Source organism: Fervidicoccus sp. SLHALR4, assembly GCF_058692745.1.
In genome coordinates, this window is the sequence record NZ_CP182483.1 from 464,912 (window position 1) to 483,214 (window position 18,303).

General features: G+C 54.9%; 18 protein-coding genes. 15 read left to right on the forward strand and 3 right to left on the reverse strand.

What is annotated here, in order from left to right; all coding sequences use genetic code 11:
• Nucleotide 1 precedes the first annotated feature (1 nt).
• The 3 genes from ACLGLO_RS02415 to ACLGLO_RS02425 all read left to right on the forward strand — a co-directional run bounded on the left by ACLGLO_RS02415 (nt 2) and on the right by ACLGLO_RS02425 (nt 2,940).
• The gene (locus ACLGLO_RS02415; protein WP_492128808.1) at nt 2-1,783 is read left to right on the forward strand and encodes a helicase HerA domain-containing protein; all 1,782 of its coding nucleotides are present in this window, start codon (nt 2-4) and stop codon (nt 1,781-1,783) included.
• Entirely contained in the window at nt 1,780-2,226 is a 447-nt protein-coding gene (locus ACLGLO_RS02420; protein WP_492128809.1) for a metal-dependent hydrolase, read from the forward strand. The genes ACLGLO_RS02415 and ACLGLO_RS02420 overlap by 4 nt, the downstream gene beginning before the upstream one ends.
• 99 nt (nt 2,227-2,325) lie before the next feature.
• Nucleotides 2,326-2,940, forward strand: coding sequence for a nitroreductase family protein (locus tag ACLGLO_RS02425; protein ID WP_492128810.1), 615 nt, complete (start codon nt 2,326-2,328; stop codon nt 2,938-2,940).
• 46 nt (nt 2,941-2,986) lie between these two features.
• On the opposite strand, the gene preA is transcribed toward ACLGLO_RS02425, so the two are convergent.
• On the reverse strand, nt 2,987-4,306 hold the full coding sequence (preA, locus tag ACLGLO_RS02430) for an NAD-dependent dihydropyrimidine dehydrogenase subunit PreA (protein WP_492128811.1): 1,320 nt from the start codon (nt 4,304-4,306) through the stop codon (nt 2,987-2,989).
• Between the two features lie 101 nt (nt 4,307-4,407).
• Here preA and ACLGLO_RS02435 point away from each other — a divergent pair, with 101 nt between their 5' ends.
• The 7 genes from ACLGLO_RS02435 (at nt 4,408) to ACLGLO_RS02465 (ending at nt 11,467) form a co-directional block, all read left to right on the forward strand.
• Nucleotides 4,408-5,100, forward strand: a complete 693-nt coding sequence (locus ACLGLO_RS02435; protein ID WP_492128812.1) for a hypothetical protein — start codon at nt 4,408-4,410, stop codon at nt 5,098-5,100.
• Complete coding sequence (locus ACLGLO_RS02440) at nt 5,093-6,043, forward strand: electron transfer flavoprotein subunit alpha/FixB family protein (RefSeq protein ID WP_492128813.1); 951 nt, start codon at nt 5,093-5,095, stop codon at nt 6,041-6,043. Before ACLGLO_RS02435 ends, ACLGLO_RS02440 begins: the two co-directional genes overlap by 8 nt.
• Before the next feature lie 83 nt (nt 6,044-6,126).
• Nucleotides 6,127-7,173: a 4Fe-4S dicluster domain-containing protein gene (locus ACLGLO_RS02445; protein ID WP_492128814.1), complete on the forward strand. Its 1,047-nt coding sequence runs from the start codon at nt 6,127-6,129 to the stop codon at nt 7,171-7,173.
• Nucleotides 7,160-8,002, forward strand: a complete 843-nt coding sequence (locus tag ACLGLO_RS02450) for an FAD/NAD(P)-binding protein (protein WP_492128815.1) — start codon at nt 7,160-7,162, stop codon at nt 8,000-8,002. The genes ACLGLO_RS02445 and ACLGLO_RS02450 overlap by 14 nt, the downstream gene beginning before the upstream one ends.
• Nucleotides 7,999-8,790 (forward strand): NADH-quinone oxidoreductase subunit B family protein, encoded by a 792-nt coding sequence (locus ACLGLO_RS02455; protein ID WP_492128816.1) that lies wholly within the window; start codon nt 7,999-8,001, stop codon nt 8,788-8,790. Before ACLGLO_RS02450 ends, ACLGLO_RS02455 begins: the two co-directional genes overlap by 4 nt.
• Nucleotides 8,787-10,061: a Ni/Fe hydrogenase subunit alpha gene (locus ACLGLO_RS02460; protein WP_492128817.1), complete on the forward strand. Its 1,275-nt coding sequence runs from the start codon at nt 8,787-8,789 to the stop codon at nt 10,059-10,061. The genes ACLGLO_RS02455 and ACLGLO_RS02460 overlap by 4 nt, the downstream gene beginning before the upstream one ends.
• Nucleotides 10,062-10,147: 86 nt before the next feature.
• Nucleotides 10,148-11,467 (forward strand): MFS transporter, encoded by a 1,320-nt coding sequence (locus ACLGLO_RS02465; protein ID WP_492128818.1) that lies wholly within the window; start codon nt 10,148-10,150, stop codon nt 11,465-11,467.
• Here ACLGLO_RS02465 and ACLGLO_RS02470 read toward each other — a convergent pair.
• Nucleotides 11,464-12,072, reverse strand: coding sequence for a thymidine kinase (locus tag ACLGLO_RS02470; protein WP_492128819.1), 609 nt, complete (start codon nt 12,070-12,072; stop codon nt 11,464-11,466). The two genes, ACLGLO_RS02465 and ACLGLO_RS02470, sit on opposite strands and share 4 nt — an antisense overlap.
• A 71-nt stretch (nt 12,073-12,143) precedes the next feature.
• On the opposite strand from ACLGLO_RS02470, the gene ACLGLO_RS02475 reads away from it, so the two are divergent.
• From ACLGLO_RS02475 to ACLGLO_RS02485, 3 genes are read left to right on the forward strand one after another with little or no spacing between them, the layout of a single operon-like run.
• The gene (locus ACLGLO_RS02475) at nt 12,144-13,589 is read left to right on the forward strand and encodes a TldD/PmbA family protein (protein ID WP_492128820.1); all 1,446 of its coding nucleotides are present in this window, start codon (nt 12,144-12,146) and stop codon (nt 13,587-13,589) included.
• 1 nt (nt 13,590) lies between these two features.
• Nucleotides 13,591-14,919 (forward strand): metallopeptidase TldD-related protein, encoded by a 1,329-nt coding sequence (locus tag ACLGLO_RS02480; RefSeq protein WP_492128821.1) that lies wholly within the window; start codon nt 13,591-13,593, stop codon nt 14,917-14,919.
• Between the two features lie 3 nt (nt 14,920-14,922).
• Nucleotides 14,923-15,339, forward strand: coding sequence for a NifB/NifX family molybdenum-iron cluster-binding protein (locus ACLGLO_RS02485; RefSeq protein ID WP_492128822.1), 417 nt, complete (start codon nt 14,923-14,925; stop codon nt 15,337-15,339).
• On the opposite strand, the gene ACLGLO_RS02490 is transcribed toward ACLGLO_RS02485, so the two are convergent.
• On the reverse strand, nt 15,318-15,821 hold the full coding sequence (locus tag ACLGLO_RS02490) for an NUDIX hydrolase (protein ID WP_492128823.1): 504 nt from the start codon (nt 15,819-15,821) through the stop codon (nt 15,318-15,320). The genes ACLGLO_RS02485 and ACLGLO_RS02490 overlap by 22 nt on opposite strands.
• 23 nt (nt 15,822-15,844) lie before the next feature.
• Between ACLGLO_RS02490 and ACLGLO_RS02495 the strand changes: the two genes are divergently transcribed.
• A complete protein-coding gene (locus ACLGLO_RS02495) occupies nt 15,845-17,005 on the forward strand; it encodes an MFS transporter (RefSeq protein WP_492128824.1) in 1,161 nt (386 codons plus the stop codon).
• Between the two features lie 315 nt (nt 17,006-17,320).
• Entirely contained in the window at nt 17,321-18,292 is a 972-nt protein-coding gene (locus tag ACLGLO_RS02500; RefSeq protein ID WP_492129118.1) for a thiamine pyrophosphate-dependent dehydrogenase E1 component subunit alpha, read from the forward strand.
• Nucleotides 18,293-18,303 lie beyond the last annotated feature (11 nt).

Here is an 18,303-nt window from a genome sequence, read left to right on the forward strand (position 1 = left end):
AATGGGAGAAGGGTCGGGCATGTTCAGCAATGAAAGGCTCGGGATAAACGAATCGGAGCTCAAGGAAATCGGGTACGTGATAGGAGAGAGCACCCCCTCCATGGTGATCATGCTCTCCAAGGAGCCCCCTAGGCTGGGAGAGTTCGTTATAGTCTCGCACGATGAAGACTATCTCCTCGGAATGGTCGAGGAATCCATCGCAGGAAACCCGTTCATACCGGAGAACATGACGAACCTCGGATCTTTCGAGACCTGGAGGAACGTTGTGGAGGCGAGGAACTACATGAGGGGGGCCATAAGGATCCTCACGAAGATAACCCCCCTCCTCGAAGGAAAGAGGTTCGATCCGGCCAGAACTCCTCCTAACCCAAGCAGCAAGGTCTTCAGAGCGAGCGATGAGATCCTCAGGAAGATCTTCCTGCCCTCGGGGATGCAGGAAGAGGCCCCCTACTACTACAGCCCTTCCGAGAGGAGAGGGTATGTGAGGATCGGGGTGCTTGCGAACCACCCAAACGTTCCCGTGTATGTGAACGTCGACTCCCTTGTTTCGAGGCACGCCGCAATTCTGGCTGTGACCGGGGCGGGGAAGTCGAACACCGTGAGCATCATTGCTGAGAGGATGGTTCTCGGCCTGGGAGCAACTGTTCTGCTTTTCGACATGCACAGCGAATATGCTGCTTCAGGCATAGGCAATGACAGGAAGAACGTGATAAAGCCTGTGATAAACCCTGCGACGCTCAAGATCTGGGAGCTGCAGAAGCTTGCCAAGATCAGAGAGGATGCAATAAAGCAGCAGAGCGTTCTGAGGTATGTGTACAGGGCTGCTATAGCAGCCAGGGAACGCATAAGCAAGGAGGACCCGGCCGAGCTCCCGAAGTTCGACGTCATAGATTACATGCACAAGGTTCTCGAGTGCCTCGATATTCTGAGCGGAGCGGAGAAAGCGGGGAAGAAGGGGGGTAAGGGGAAAGCGAGCACCGGGCTCATTGAGGAGGAGGCTGGAGGGGATGAAAAATTGATCGGCATATGCCGGGAGCTGCCCAATCCCCCCAGAAAGCTCGACAGAGATGTTGTTCTGAACGTCATGAACAAGCTGGAAGATCTCTGGGAAATTTACGAGGGCATACTCTCCGAGAAGGCGGCCAAATCCATAGCGGAGATAATCAAGCCGGGGCACCTGAACATAGTAGATCTGGGTGAAGTCGATGATGTGGGGAGCGATGTGGTGGCATCGTACATCCTCAGAAGGATACTGGATGAGAGGAAGTCCTATCTGAGGAGCAATGGAAGCAGGGGATTTCCCGTTCCTGTATTTATATTCATCGAAGAAGCCCACATACTCGTCCCCAGGGAGGAGGAAACGCTCACCAAGGAAGTTGTGGGGAGGATCGCTAGGGAGGGGAGGAAGTTCGGCGTTGGCATATGCCTGGTCAGCCAGCGCCCAAAGAGCATAGACGAGAGCTCGCTCAGCCAGACCAACAACAAGATAATCCTGAAGATCGTTGAGCCGAACGATCTGAGATACGTGCAGAGCTCGAGCGAGCTCCTCAGCGACGAGCTCCTGAGAATGCTCCCTAGCCTAAGGACGGGAGAGGCGATACTGCTTGGGGAGTTCACGAAGCTGCCCGCCCTCGTCAGAATAGACGTTCACGAGAAGAAGACGGTGGGAAGGGATCTCAACGTCGCGGAGCTCTGGATGGAGAGCAGGAAGGGGGAGGTTGCTCCGGAGGAGAGCAGGAGAGAGATCGAAGAGCTGATGTACGGTCAGGGAGATGCCTATTGAAGAGGTCGACTCACGCTTTCTTCGGGATCGGCCTTTCAGCATTCGTTATGAGCAGGATTTTTTCCTATTTCGATCCCCTCATGATCGTCTTTTCGCTGTTCTTCTCCATCCTCCCGGACTTCGACGCTTCCATGAAGCACAGGGCCCTCCTCCACAACTTGTTTTCAGCAGTCATCCTGAGCTGGGCGGCCTCCTATTTCAGCAGTGGCTACATCATCAGCATGCAGCTGAGCGCCCTCCCGTGGACCGCTTTCTTCGCCTGCTCCCTCATAGCTTATCTGAGCCACATTGCACTCGACTCGCTCACAAGGGCTGGGGTTGAGGTGCTCTGGCCTCTCAGCAGCAGGTCATTCAGAGCGGCTTCACTTCGATACGACGACCCTGCTGCCAATGCCCTCTTCTCCGTCCTCGGAGCTCTCCTCATCATCTTCACATTCGTCTGAGGTTCACATATTTTCGAGGAATGACGCATATGTGGAGCGGGAGCTGAGTAATGCAAAGCTTTATTTCTGCGCAGGAGGGAGGAATATCTGGTGCTTTCTTTGGGAAGTGAGATGAGCATAATTGATTTTATAAAGAGCAGGGCCAGTATACGGAAGTTCACCCGTGACCCTGTTGCTGAAGAAGATCTGAGGAAGATATTGGAGGCTGGAATCAGAGCTCCCACGGCCAGCGGAGCAGAGCAGTGGCTCTTCGTTGTGGTGAGAGATGAAGCGAAGAGGAAGACTGTCCACGGCTTCATAAGGAGGGGGCAGATGATCTATCTGAAGAGGATGCTGAGGAAGAAGGTGGATGAGGAGGGGCTGAAGAAGTGGGAGGAGATGTTCGATGAGGGGATGTATTTTGCACCTGTCTATATTATTGGGATGCTGAACTACAGCAGGAGAACACTCAGCGATGAGTACCTTCTGTATGAGTACCTCTGGGGCGTTGAAAGCGTGACTCTCGCGCTGGGCAACATGATGCTCGCTGCCCTCTCCCTTGGATATGGGAGCGGGTGGATTGCCGTACCGCAACTCCTTGAGGAAGAGTTCAAAGAAGCACTAGGCCTTCCCGAGAACGCTTCCTATGTTGGGATGTTAGCTCTGGGTAAGCCGGCCGAAACTCCGGGCCCCCGTCCGAGGCTCCCGCTGGAGAGCTCCGTGATGCTTTTCTGAGCTTTTTCCGCGTGCTGAAGGCAGGATCCTCAGTTGCTTTTTTCAATTACCTTAGTGTCCTGGTCAGAGGATCCACGTGCTCCCTCTCATACTCTCTGTGGAGTCTGGAAGATAGGCTCGGTGCAGGTTTGAGGAGGCTCTCGTTGTATCTCCTCTCTGCCTCCTCCTTCGGGAGCAGCTTGATCGCTCCTGTCGGACAGAGGTTGATGCACAGTCCGCAGCCAATGCAGTCCTTAGGATTGGCGCGAACCACTTTGGAGTCAGGATCATAGTACAAGGCTCCTCCCCCTGCGTCCCTGCAGGGATCGAGGCATCTGCCGCAGGCAATGCACTTCTCCGGGTCAACGAAGGTCGCTCCCCATTCCTCGAAATCGAGAGAGGAGTGGGGGATTATCTTGCTGTTCACCCTTCCAACGATCTCCTCTACAGTAGAGAATCCTCTCTCCTTCATGTAGCTGAGCATCCCGCTGATCAGATTGTCTATGATGCCGTAGCCGTACCACATAACCGCGGTCACAAGCTGCAACGCCCTAGCACCAACCATCATGTGCTCAACGGCGTCGTACCAGCTGGTTATGCCTCCCAGCCCGAATATCTCAGCGCCCGGAAAGGCCGTGCTGACCTCATGAATCAGCCTGAGGACTACTGGTTTGACCGCAGGACCGCTCAGTCCTCCCGGCGAAGAGAAGCCCTTCACGCTTGGAAGCGGCTCATCTCTGTAAATGTCTATGCCTATTATGCCTGTTCCGTGCGTGTTAGCAATCGTGAATATGCTGTTCCCTGCATTGAGGGCGCTCGCAGCGATTGGCTTTATGTCAGTAACTATGGGAGTAAGCTTCACGCTGAAAGGGACCTTCGCGTGCTTTTTGACTTCCCTGACTATGTTCCCTACAAGTCCAGGATCCTGCCCAATGTATGCTCCCATATATTTTTCGGGACTTCCGTGGGGGCAGGATACATTGAGCTCTATGAAGTCCGTGCCTGCCTCCTGAACTCTCTGCAGGGGCTCGATCCACGTCTCCGGCTCGGGTCTTCCCATTATGCTGGAAATCAGCACAAAATCGCTCGGCGCCTTAGCCTTTATCTCCCTTATCCACTTCTCCCAGTTCTCAACTGGGTAGGTCGTCAGCAGCTCTATGTTCTGGTTGATGAACGGGTAGCCGTCAATGTTTCTGAGAATTATGTGGGGCGTCGGATCCCTGGTGGGCGGTATTACGACCGTCTTATGGACTGCTCCCGCCCATCCCATTCTCGCGGCCCTTATTATTCTGTCCGCATCCCTCGTAGGGGGGCCGCAGCCCAAAATGAAGGGATTCGCGAACTCGACTCCGCCTACAGCTGTTCCAAGTTCAGGAAATCGGTACATGATTTTCCCTCTTTCAAAAATTTTTACTTCTTGATATAAATATTTATTTATGGTTTCTAAAAAACAATAAATTTTTAAAAATAACTGGAGTGAGATGGTGGTTGAACGAATGCATCCTGACGTTTGTGAAGTTTTTTCCTGAAGAGGGCAGAATCGATGAGCAGGATCTCTCAACGATTGAGTTCTCGAAGAGGCTCAAAGCGGTCAGTGGGTGGAAGCTGATTTCTGCTTCCATTCTCAAAGAAGGCTTCGAGAAGGTGGCGGCGAGGGAGCTGTACTCCAGGGGGGTGGACGAAGCATTCATCTACGTGCTCGAAGAGGGGGAGGGCGATATTCTTTCCTCGGCAGTGATGATGAAGGACATCATAGAAGGCTTTGGTTGCGCAGCCGTCGTTTTCGGAGAGAGGAGCTCAGACACTTCGTTTGGGGCTCTCGGAGGATATGTTTCCGGCCTCCTCAACATGATTTTCCTCTCTTTTATAAGCGAGGTGGTTGAGCTGAAGGGCGGAAAGATCAGGGCGAAATGTGTTCCCGAGAGCGAACTGATCGTTGAGGCAGACCTTCCAGCAATCCTGGTTCCCACTCCTGAGGCCTTTCCTCCAAGTCCAGTTCTGATGAAGGACAGGCTCGATGCCAGAAAGAAGCAACCTGTTGTGAAGAGGTTGAATAAAGCAGCACCGGAATCTTCTAAGCTTTTGAGAGTCAGGAGGCCTGAAGAGAGGAAGAGATCTTCCATCGAGCTCAGTTCCCCGGAGGAGCTTGCTAGAATACTGAAGAAGGTGATCGGTGATTGAGCTGATTTCTCTATCCGTTGCATTGGGGAGGTTTTCCTCTAAGAGAGTTGCGGAGCTTTGCTCAGCCTCGCTCGCTGTGGCAGAGAGCTCGCACCTAGCAGTCTTCGATCCAGAAGTCGAGGGCGAACCTCCACAGGTAATCTCTCCATGCGAGTTCGAAAGCGGGTGGCTGCTCAGGAGCAGGGGTGTTCCTACCCCTGAGCAGCTGAAGGAAGCGGTGAAAGCGCTCGGGAAGAGGATCGGCGCTTCCTCGTTCATCTTCAATGACTCTCCTCTGTCCTTCTGGATCTCCTCCCTCCTCGCCGGTGAGCTGAAGCTTCCTGTAATAACAGATGCCGTGAAAATCAGCAGAGAAGGGGAGAGCATCATAGTGACGAAGCCGCTGAACCGGGAATCCGTCTGGGGCGACTTCGAGGTGAAGAGGAGCGGATTCGTTGCCATCATAAGGAGGGGATTCCCTGAAAATACGGGGGAGAGAAGGCGAATCTCGATGCAGGTCCTGGAGCTCGATGAATTCCCAAGGAAGCTGAGGATCATCGAAAGCAGAGAAGCAGAAAGGATCAAGCTCGATGATGCCTCGGTTGTCTTTGGGATAGGTGATGGGGTGAGGCAGAGCGGCACGCTTGAGCTCGCTATCGGGCTTGCCGAGATCCTCAATGCTGAATATGGCTGCACGAAGCCTCTCGTTGAAAGTGGTTTGCTCAGCATAGAGAGGCTCATCGGAGTCAGCGGGAAGAGGATATCCCCGAAGGTCTACATCGCTCTGGGGATATCAGGCTCGGTCTACCACTTAGCGGGAGTTTCTGCTTCGGGCACTGTCATCTCGATAAATCTGGACAGGAGTTGCCCAATGAACAGAAGCGCCGATTATTTCTACGCTGGAGACTTGAGGGAAGCGCTTCCGAGGCTGATAGAGCTGCTGAAGGGAAAAGATGCGCTCTGAATGCAGTTTTGGTTAATAAAAAAATTTATTATTATTACAAAATTAAGATATATTATGGAAAATAAAAAGGAGAGCTGCTGCTCATGAGATACTTCATCGGTGGGAGGAGGGACCTCGACAGAATATTCTTGGAGATCGAGGGGAGCGGGGCGAAGGTATATGGACCGAAGAAGACGAGGGGCAGCATTTTATACGGCAAGCTGAGCGGCACAGAGGGTATCCCGATTGGAAAGGGAGGAATAAGTTCCGCAACTCATCACTCGGTGAAGGAAATTCTGCACCCTCCTGTTCAGCCCTTCCTGCTCTCCGAGGGAAACTACGCATCATACCTTGCGAAGGAAGAGGTTAATGAATGGGCTCTTTTTGCTGTGAGGCCCTGCGACATTGCTTCGATGGCAGTTATGGATTCCCTTCTCTCCGAGGATCCTCTCTACAGGAGGAGGAGGGCAGGGCTCTCCTGGGTCGTTGTTGAGGAGTGCCTGGAGCCGGGGATATTCTGCTTCTGCAGCTCGCTTGGAACGGGCCCTGCGGCTGAGGGAAGCTTCGATGTATCTTTCGCAGTCATAGGGAAAGATTGCATCCTGTTCAGAGGAGGGAGCAGAAAGGGAGAAGACCTGCTTTCATCTCTCCCCCTGAGAGAGCTGGATGAGGGCAGCGAGGAGCTTCAGATCTACAGGGAGAGGATCAGAGCCTCTGCCGAGAGCATGAAGAAGAGGTTCAGAGAAAGCGTGGAAAGCCTCGAGGGAGCTCTGGAGAGATCCGCCGGAGACACCGTTCTCTGGAGAAGGCTCAGTGCGGACTGCGTGGGGTGCTCCAACTGCAATATGGCCTGCCCTACCTGCTCCTGCACTGAGTTTCTCGATGAGATCAAGATGGATGGCAGCGCTGAGAGGAGCAGAGTCTGGATCGGCTGCCTCTCCCCAGTCTACGGGCAGGCTGCTGGAATACACTTCAGAAGGGAGCAGTACATGAGGTACAGGCACTTCGTTCTCCACAAGTTCCTCTTTTCCAAGAAGAAGAACGGCTTCATTTCCTGCGTTGGGTGCGGGAGGTGCATAGCTGCATGCCCCATGGGACTTGACTTGAGGAACGCACTTCAGGAGGTGATGAAGAGCTATGGCAGCAAATGAGGCCATGGTTATCCCTAAGATAGCCGAGGTCAGGGAGGTAATTGAGGAGACTAAAGACACGAAGACTTTCAAGCTCTTCATAGGGGGAGCTGATGCCTCGGAGTTCAGGCCGGGCAGGTTCCTGATGATCTACGCAAAGGGCTTCGGCGAGATACCCATTTCTCTATCGGACTTGGCATACGGCTCCGATGGCGGCGTGATTGCAACCATAACGGTCAGGGGGGTAGGAGTCGTTTCGAGGTACATGTTGTCAAGTTTGAAAGCCGGGAGCATGATCGGGGCGAGGGGGCCCTTTGGAAGGGGATGGCCCCTGGAGGAGGCTAGGGGGAGGGATCTGCTGATCGCTGCTGGGGGGATAGGCTTCGCTCCCCTGAGGCCCATTCTCAAACATGTTTGGAAGAACAGGGAAGATTATGGGAGGGTCTTCGTTGTTTACGGGGCCAGGAGCCCAGGAGACATGCTTTACAGATACGAGCTGGATAGCTACAGGAGCCTCCCGAATGCCGAGATAAGGTTCACGATAGACAGGCCCGCTGAGGGGTGGATGGGAGAGGTGGGGCTGGTTCCGGATGTATTGAGCAGGATCAAGCTTGGAAGCAGCGTGGTGAGCTTCATATGCGGACCAGAGATAATGATGAAGATAGCATCAAGGAGACTCGTTGAAATGGGCCTCGACCCCCGCAGCATATACGTATCGCTCGAGAGGAGGATGAGGTGTGGAATGGGGATCTGCGGAACCTGCCAGTTCGGCCACTACTATGTGTGCAGGGACGGCCCCGTGTTTTCATATGAGGAGGTTTCCCGCTACATGGAGGTGGAGGGGATATGAGCAGGCTCAGGATCGGAGTGGAGAAGCTGGCTTCGTGCTCCGGCTGCATAAACGAGATCATCTATGCTCTGCTCAGCGATCCGCTCCTCTCCGAGATTCTTGAAATAGCGTATTTCCCGGAGCTGCAGGACGATAACAGCTTTGAGGGCCAGTTCGATATATTCTTCGTGGAGGGCTCGGTGGTCAGCAGAGAGCAGAGGGAGAGGGTTGAGGATATAAGAGAGAGGAGCAGGCTCCTCGTTGCGGTTGGAACGTGCTCGACATTCGGAGGGGTGCAGTCCCTCAGGGACAGGGCGGATGTCGAGGCGGTTAAGAAAGCCGTATACCCGAGGCCTGAGCTCATCGATGCCGAGGGAGATGTGTACTCCCTCCGCGAGGTTGTCAAGGTTGATCTCTCAATACCTGGCTGTCCGATAAACGGAGAATCGTTTCTCAGAACGCTCAGAAAGATCGCCTTCGGAGGGGGAGAGATCTCGATTCCTGAGTCCCTGTGCGCAGAATGCAAGAGGAAGGGCATCGAGTGCGTCCTGGTGAACAGGAGGTTCCCCTGCCTCGGCCCCATAACCTCAGCTGGCTGCGGGGCCATCTGCCCAAGCTTCGGGAGGGGATGCACAGGGTGCTTTGGACTCAGAGAAGATCTAGCGCCAAAAGATGCGGAAAAGTTCGCGGAGAGGCTGGAGAGGATGGGTCTGGCAAGGAGGGGAGAGGTGCTCTCTCTGATGATGAGGTTCAGCTACTCCAAGGACAAGGAATACTTTGAGAGGATGCTGAGGGGTGAGGTGAAGTGAGCCAGGCTTCTCACGAGGGGCTCCTCACGAGGGTTGAGGGAGAAGGGAAGGTCAGGCTCGTATACGGAGATGAGGGCATCGAGAGGGTTGAAGTCCACATAGTGGAGGCCCCCCGCTTCATTGAGTATGTCATGAGGGGGAGGAGACCTCATGAGGCCCCGGAAATAGCCAGCAGAATATGCGGAATATGCAGCGTCTCCTACCAGATGGCTGCAGCTAAGGCATTCGAGGCGGGCATGGGAATAGATGTTCCTCATGAACAGGAGAGGCTGAGGGAGGCTATATTCACAGCCGAGCACATAAAGAGCAATGTCCTCCATATACTGTACCTGCAGCTCCCAGACCTCCTCGGGGCTCGTTCTTCCCTAGAGGTATTCAAGAGGGATCCCCACCTCCACAAGATGGCTGTTGACCTCTTCATGTGGTCGAGGAAGGCCATGAAGGTGCTGGGAGGGAGGTACCACAATGTTGTGAACGTAAGGATAGGGGGAGTCTACAGCATGCCGGAGCAGTCGGAGGTCAGAGCCCTGTCCTTAGAGGCCGAGAAGGCCATAACCAACGCTAGGGCTCTCTCAGAGTTCGTTCTGGAGAGTGTCGAGAGGCTACCAAAGTACCAGCAGGAGATGAGGAAGATGGCCCTGTGCAGCTCGGTAGACTACGTGCTTGTTTCCAGGGAAATCTGCTATGAGGGGAGGAGGTTCGATGTGAGCAGGTTCGAGGAGGAGGTCGCGGCAGAGCAGGTTCCCTATTCAAACTCCCTCAGATACAGGACGAGGGAAGGGGAGGTCTACGTTGTGGGCCCCATCTCCAGGCTGAGCACCTCGTTCTACAGTTTGAGGGGGGAGGTGAGGAGGATGCTGAAAACATACGGCTTTGCTCCTCCATTCAGGAACATGCACTGCAGTGTCGTCGCGAGGGCCGCTGAGCTCTACGAGTTCATCATGAGGCTGGCAGAGTTTATAGACTCCTACAGACCCGAGCAGGTCGAGGCGAGAGAGGAGAATATAGCTCCAGGAATCTACTGGGGGGCAGTGGAGGCACCGAGGGGGATCCTCTACCACAGGTACAGAGTCGGGGAGAGAGGGACTATTGAGGAGGCCAACATCATACCTCCAACTTCCCAGAACCTCCTAGCTATGGAGAAGTTTTCCTTAGAGCACCTCAGAAGGATAGGAATGGCTGGAGTGAACGCTTCAAGGGAAGAGGCTGCGAAGGAGGTGGAGAAGGTCATAAGGCAGTTCGACCCATGCATATCCTGCTCCGTCCACTGATAATCGCTTTTCGATGCGCATCCCCTCCAGAAATTTTTTAATCTTTCAGGCGATCTTTAAGCTTCAGCTGTTTCCGGTGCCCTATCTTGAGCAGGAGACCCTGGGTTTTGCTCCTCTCGACCACGCTGGCGAGCTCGCTCGTCCCCTTCCTATCGAGCAGCGTGAGCGTGGCAATAGCTACTATAGCTGAAGACCTGCGTATTTCCCTCTCCTTTGCAAATTGGGCAAACAACTCCTTCCTAATTCCTTTGGCAGCAACTGTACTGATAGCAGGAAGAATTGGGGACTGGATCGGGAGAAGTTTTGTTTATATTGCTGGACTCCTCCTCTTCACAGCATCCTCTGCTGCAGCTCTCATTCCTTCGAGGGATCCATATGCATTCTTCGCGGTGAGGGCAATCCAGGGGATCAGCGGCGCTCTTGTCACATCAGTGGCTGTAGCTCTCATCTCGGAGGCCTTTCCTCCGGAGAGGAGGGGGAGGGTGATCGGGATAAACACTATGGCTGTGTATCTAGGGCTGAGCCTCGGCCCCCTGCTTGGTGGTGCCCTGACTTCTCTTCTCGGCTGGAGGTCCATATTTCTGTTCACCTTCGCAGTCTCCGCGGCCAGCCTAGCAGCAGCTCTCCCCTCCGTGGAGAGGAAGAGGGGATCCATGAACCCTCCCGGAGCTCTCGAGTCCATCATATTCACCATCTCGACTGTTGCCATAGCTTACGGGACTTCGCTCATGAATGAGCCCTCCCTCGGGGCAGCTCTGATCCTCTCCGGCTCCATAGCTTTCTTGCTTCTGATGCTTCTGGAGAGGAGGAGGGAGGCGCTCCTGCATCACTCCCTCTTCAATCCAAGGCTCCTGATGTCTTATGCTGCCGCCATGCTCAACTACAGCGCCACGTTCGCATTGACGGTGCTCCTCAGCGTGTATCTGGAAAAGATAAGGGGGTTGAGCCCTCTCGAGGCGGGGGCTGTCCTAACTGTTCAGCCCGTAATACAGGCCGCCCTATCCCCCCTGGCCGGCTATTTGGCCGAGAAGATCGATCCCTCACTGATAGCAACGAGCGGAATGGGCATAATCTCTGTGGGAATTGCATCCCTCCTTCCAGTTGTCTCATCCCGAGGATTCGCGTCCGTTTACTTATCCCTTGTGCTGATAGGCGTTGGATTCGCGCTCTTCGCCTCCCCCAACACAACTGCCATCGTGTCCTATACTCCTAGGGAGGCATTCGCGTCTTCTCTGGCATTTCTGGCAACAATGAGGTACTTCGGGCAGGCCATCAGCACATCCATAATAACTTCTGTTGAGGGCATCTTTTCTCCTCTGAACCGCAGCCTGCTTGTCGGCCTGGAGATATACATTGCGCTGAGCGTTCTCGGGACTGCGCTCTCATACTCCGCGAGGAGGAGCTAAACTGCTTCGTGGTGCCTCCTGCACCTCGGCTCGTAGCTCTCCCTCCCGCCTATCAATATCCTCGGGGCATCCCTTGGTGCAGGCTTCCCGTCGATGAGCCTCTGCGTTCTTGTTGCCGGCGCCCCGCACCTCTTCCCGGTCTTGGGGTCTATATAGGTGCAGACGGCCTGGAGGGATATTATTTCGTCGGCCCTGGGAAGGAGCTCCTTCACTATTTCCCAGGGCTCCCCCCTGAAATCCAGATTGAGGGCTGCCACGAAAACCTTCCTCTCCAAGCTGAGCCCCAGGAGGAGGTCGATTATCCTGTGATCGTTCTCGAAGAACTGGAACTCATCTATTCCGATTGCATCAGCATCCCGAAGCATCTCAAGCGCTGAGAAGAGGCCCTCATAGCTTGGATTAACAATTATTGACTCCATCTTCAGGCCGTCGTGGCTGACGACTTCCCTTTCGGAGTACCTCGTATCTATGGAGGGCTTGAGGAGAACAGCTCTGTAGCCAGCTAGCCTGTACCTGTTCAGCAGCCTGAGCAGCTCCGTGGTCTTCCCTGAGAACATGGGCCCCACTATGACCGTCAGGCCGAAATCCCTGGGCTCCCTGCTCATTCTATCATCCGAGAATATATGGGAGAAAAGCGTATATTTATCCTTCCTCAACCATGATCCAGGTGCTCGCTATGGATGCTGAAATCGATGAGGACCTTCTTCTTGGCCTGATAGAGAGAGGCATGCAGATGGGTGCTAGGTATGTGGAGGTCAGGTACCAGAGGGACAGCGGGAGGTCCCTCATGATGAGGAACGGAAAAGTCCTTAGCATTTCCTCCTTCAGCAGCAGCGGAGTTGGGATAAGGGTGCTTCTCGATGGGGGCTTTGGATTCGCCTCAACAAACATACTCTCATCGAGCTCTCTCAGCGATGCCCTCAATGCTGCTCTATCTGCTGCGAGGTCTGCTTCAAAATCCAAGAGGAGGAAGGCTGGAGTGAGCGAAGAGAGGCTCGGAAGGGCTTCGTACCAGGTTTTCCAGAAGAGGAGTATAGAGGATTTGGATATGGGGGAGCTCGTGGAGAGCGGGAAAGCTATCGAGGACAGGGTGAAGGAATCGCTGAAGGAAGCGAAGCTCTCCGTCCTCGCTGCATCCTTCTCTGTCCACATGCAGGAGAAGCTCCTCCTGACAAGCGATGGGGCGCACGTCCGCTCGACTGTCCCCAGGGCCTACGCTTCGCTTAACTACGTTCTTGAAGGAGGGGGGAGGACCATGCAGAGGTGGAGGGAGTTCGGCGGGAGCGGGGGAGCGGAGCTTTTCGGTGAGTGGAACATGGAGGAAGAGGTGTCCGAGGAAGCATCCAGGCTGGAGAGGGTCATGCTGAGGGGAGGGAGGCCTCCCAGCGAGAGGCTGGAGCTCGTGCTGGGGCAGGAGATAGTGGGGCTAGCTGTCCACGAGTCCTCGGGCCACCCCATGGAGGCCGACAGAGTGCTGGGGAGGGAAGCCGCTCAGGCCGGGGAGTCCTTCGTTAAGCCCGATATGATCGGGACTAAAATGGGGAGCAGGATGGCAACGGTGATAGAGGATCCCACTATCCCCGGGAGCATGGGTTTCTACTTGTACGACGATGAGGGGGTTCCAGCAAGGCTGAGGTACCTCTACAGAGAGGGGATGATCTCAGAGATGCTGCTCAACAGGGAAACTGCCTTCATTCTGGGAAGGAGGAGCAACGGAGCTGCGAGGGCGATGAGCTACGCTGTGGAGCCACTCGTCAGGATGAGCAACACCTACATGGAGCCAGGGGATATGGAGTTCGAGGAGATGATAGAGGATGTCTCCCTGGGGCTCTTCATGAAGAGCTACATGGAGTGGAACATAGATGATGTTAGGTGGAACCAGAGGTACGTGGGGCTCGAGTCGTATCTCATCAGGAATGGGGAGATAGCCGAGCCGGTGCTCAACCCCGTTGTGGAGATAACGACCGGGGACTTCTACGGAAAGATAGTTGCAAAGGACAGGAATCTAAGGTTCTTCCCCGGAACCTGCGGAAAGGGGGAGCCGCACCAGGGGGTCCCCGTCTGGTTCGGAGGACCCAACGTGAGGATTTCGGGTGTGAAGGTGAGAGGGCTGGGTGATTAATATGGGAGCTCTGGAAATTTCCTCGCAGATACTGAACTCGATCAAGGGAAGATGGCAGGACGCAGCAGTTCTTACCGTGGAGAGGGATAGAGCCCTCGTGAAGATATGGGACAGCGATATAGCTACGGTGCAGAGGTGGAAGACCGTTGATGTGTACCTGAGGCTCGGGATCGAGGAGAGGGTTGTGGTCCTCGAGCTTTCAACATCGGATCCGAGGAAGATTGCCGAGGAGGCTGGAAGGATAGAGAGCATTGCGAGGAGGATGGAGCGCTCGGAGCTCTACTCCCCCCTCCCGCGCTGGGAAGGAGGGCCTCTCCTCAAAGGAGCTGCGGATCCAAGAGTGAAGAGCTTTCTCGAGGATCCCGTTCCGCTTGCGATGGGAGCTGTGGATGAAGCTGCAAAGGCTGGAGCTGAGAGGTCTTCGGGAACTCTCACGCTCGAGGTGTTCAGAAGGGCCCTCTCGACGACATCTGGATTCGAGGGAGAAGAGGAGAGGAGCTCCGTGGGCTTTCATCTGAGGGCGTTCTCGGGAGAGGGAAGCGGCCACTGGAGCATAGGGTCTTCTAAGCTGAGCGAATCCTCTCTCAGGGAGGTCGGGAGGAGGGCTGGAGAGATAGCTCAGCTCTCCAGAAAAAAGGCGGAGTTCTCCCCCGGGAGATACGACGTCATCATCTCCCCAATGGTGATGGGGAACCTGATGAACATCCTCGCCTTCATGTCCTCAGCCCTCGCTGTTATGATGGGGTACTCCTTCCTCTCAACATTCAAGCCTGGAGATGCTGTTGCGAACGAGCTGTTCTCGCTGCTCGATGTGCCGAGAGACCTCTCGCTGCCCGGAGGAGCCTTCTTCGATGATGAGGGGGTTGAAACGGAGGATAAGGCACTGATAGAGAGGGGAAAGCTGAAGACCCTCCTGCACAACTCTGCAACTGCTTCGAGGAACGGCTCGAGGAGCACTGGAAATGCTGGGTGGACCATGCCGAGAGCGTGGAACCTGGAGGTCCCGCCTGGAGATTTGGCCGAAGGGGAGATGAGCAGAGAGCTCAGGAACGGGATTGTAGTGATGAACAACTGGTACACCAGGCTCCAGAGCTATGTGGAGGGCCAGTTCTCAACTGTCTCCAGGGATGCAGCTCTCCTGGTGAGGAATGGCGAGGTCGTGGGCAATGTCGGGAGGATAAGGCTTTCCTCCTCCTTCCCCAAAATGCTCAAAAGCGTGGAGCAGCTCAGCAGAGAGAGGAGCGATGTGTGGTGGTGGGAAGTGGAGATCCCAACAAGGGCTCCATATGCTTTAATAAGGGGCGTGGAGCTATCGAGACCTGAGGTGTAGCTGTTGAGGATAGTTTCTCCTGTCGCTAAGGCCGGGGATAAATTCCTCCTCTATCCCCACTTCGGGAGGGCTCCCTATTTTGCTGTTGTGGAAGCCAGAGAGGGGAAGATCGAGTCAATTGAAGCGAAGGAGAATCCATACAGGAGCCACGAGCACGGGAGAGGAGTTGGAATAATAGATTTCATTCTCTCTCTCAAGCCCGATGCTGTCCTTGCGCTTGGAATGGGAAACAGAGCATTCGAGCTGCTCAGAGAGGCGGGAGTGAAGGTGTTCTTCTATCCTAGCAAAGGAAACGAGATGCCGAAGCTTTCTGAGGCAGTCGAGGCCCTTCTCAGAGGTGAGCTGAGAGAAGCTGCTGAGGCGTATGAGCCTGAGGAGGAGCACGAGCACGAAGGGCATCACTGGGAGAACCTCGAGTAGTAGAGGACAGCTGCTATGGTCTTTGCATCCTCTATCTCGTTCCTTTCGATCATCTTCAAGGCCTCTCCGAGATCCACCCAAAGGTTCTCTATGATCTCTCCCTCCTCTCTGTGCGGAGCTCCTTCTCTGAGGCCATCCGCCAGGAACACGTGCAGGATCTCATCCGAAATGCCGGGGGATGAGTAGAAGCTAATGAGCTTTTTGAGCTTCTCGGCCCTGTACCCGGTCTCCTCAGCCAGCTCCCTCGCAGCCGCCTCCTCAGGCCTCTCCCCCTCCTCCAGGGTGCCAGCTGGGAGCTCAAGCAGCCACTTCCCTACAGCGTGCCTGTACTGCCTTATGAGCAGGACCTTCCCCTCGCGGACAGCTAAGACTACGACTGCTCCTGGGTGCCTCACAACTTCCCTGTACGACTCTGAGCCCTCCGGCCCCCTGATCATACCGGCGTACACTCTGATCCTCTTTCCCGAGAACTTGAGCTCCATTGCTCACCACCGAGGTGATCTAGTTGGGCGGGGAATTTAAAAGCTCGTGCTGTGCCTCCAGGAAGTACCCTGCGCTTCTGTTTGCAACCTACCTCCTCTTCGGGCTCGCCTACTCTTCGTACAGCTACCAGCTGAGGTACTATGCCGAAGAGGGAGGGATAAGGTACTCCCTCCAGTCGATCCTGGAATCCCTCTCTTACCTGGGGGTTGCGCTGTTCATACTCATGATCGGCAGAGCTTCGGATACGCTAGGGAGGGAAAAAGCTGTGATGCTTTCTTCCCTCGCAGGCGCTCTCTCACCGATCTTTGCCATTTCCAGCAGATCCCCCATAATGTTCTTCCTCTCTGTGCTGGCTCTGAACTCCTCTTTTCTCGGAGGAGCGGTAGCCAGAAACCTCCTTGCCATAGAAGTTGGAGGCATCAGGACCGGGACGGTGGTGGGGATTGCCATGGGGGGAACAGCGGTAGCGATGATAATCGGCCCCATAGCTGGAGATCTGTTGAGGTCGTCTCTCGGATATCCTGGGGTCTTCGCCTTTTCTTCCCTGCTGTTCGCCTCCTCCGCCGCTTCCTCATCTTTGATAAAGACTGAAGCTCGCGGAAGGGCTGCTGGAGGCTTTGGAGTTTCATCGATTCCGGAGAAGCTCAGGGGGTTCGCGATCTTCGCCACCCTGGACAGGTTCACCTACTATACATGGGTCCCGCTGATATTTGCGCTGATGGCTTCTGAAGGGATACCTGCTGAAAGCTCTGCGCTGCTCTACTCCGTTCAAAACGCAGCTTGGCTGGCACTGCAGTTTCCTTTTGGGATGCTCGCCGACAGAGTGAGGCCGGAGAAGCTCCTCTCCTTCTCCGAGATAACTACCTCGGCCTCCGCCGTCTTCCTCTCTCTCGGAATCGCTGGAGGAGGAAGCTCTCCTTTCCTCTCCGCTGCCTTCGCCCTCCTGGGAGTCAACATTGCTTCTTGGGCCCCCGGGTACAGCTCCTACTTCATGAAGAGGACGGAGAGCTGGGAGAGAGGGAAGTACATGGCTTCCATCAACTTCTATGCCACGCTCGCGGCTATTCCTTCTCCCTTCATCGGAGGCTTCCTCAGGTCCCACATTCCCGGAGGATTCGGGCACTTGATTTTCGCCGCAGCCCTCCACGCTCTCAATGCCTTCATCATACTCAGGGAGAGGTAGCTTTATCTCGGCAGCGCTCCAAGGATGTTTTCGGCAGCTGCGTGAAAGCTGGAGGAACAGTGATGAAGCGTTAAAAGGGCTTCCAGCGAGGTGAGGGTGCTCGCTGCTCTGCAGTTTAATGATGAGAAAAGCTGCGAGCCGCCCTGCAGGAAGCTCCTCGAGAATGGAGGGCTGTTTTGCAACCGACTATCTTTCCATGATTATTTAATTATTAAAATAATTTCAAAAGGAAATCCTTATCATTGAGAAGTGCATTAGTTAGAAAACGGTGGGAAATTGTCGAGAGAGGAGATCCCGAGGGACAAGCTCCTCTGGATGTACGAGACGATGGTGAAGATAAGGAAGAGCGAGGAGGAGGCTTCAAGGCACTTCTCTCTGGGGAAGATCCCAGGGTTCGTTCACCTCTACGCTGGTGAGGAGGCGGTTGCTGTAGGGGCTATGGCCAATCTGAGGGAAGATGATGTGATAACGAGCACTCACAGAGGTCACGGTCACTTCATAGCAAAGGGAGGATCGCTGAAGGAGATGTGGGCGGAGCTGTACGGCAAGAAGACAGGGGTCTGCAAGGGGAAGGGAGGATCAATGCACATAGCTGACCTCAGGAAGGGGGAGCTGGGGGCCAACGGCATAGTTGGGGGAGGCATACCCCACGCGGTCGGCGCGGCCCTGGCATTCAAGCTCTCGAAGTCTGACAGAGTAGCTGCAGCTTTCTTCGGAGACGGCGCTTCAAACCAGCAGAACTTCCACGAGGGGCTGAACCTTGCTTCAATATGGAAGCTTCCGGTCGTCTTCATATGCGAGAACAACCTCTACCAGATCTCCCTGCCATACTCGAAGCAGCAGGCCATAAGGAGCGTTGCCGAGAGAGGATCGGCCTACGGGGTTCCCGGTGTGGAAGTAGATGGGCAGGACGTGTTGGCTGTCTATGAAGTCGTGAAGGAGGCCGTGGAGAGGGCGAGGAGGGGGGAGGGGCCTACGCTCATCGAGGCGAAGACCTACAGGTACATGGGCCACTTCGAGGGGGATCCCCAGGTCTACAGGAAGAGAGAAGAGGTGGAGTGGTGGAGGAAGAACAAGGACCCCATCGAGCTGTTCAAGAGGAAGCTTCTGGACATGGGGATAGCCAGCGAGGAGGAGCTGAAGAGCATAGACTCGAAGGTGGTGGAGGAGGTCAGGGATGCTGTGAAGTTCGCTGAAGAGAGCCCCTATCCGGAGCCGAGCGAGCTCTATGAAGATGTGTTCTCCACCCCGACCAAAGGGGTGCTCGTTTGGGAGTGGAAGATTTAGAGGTGAGCAGA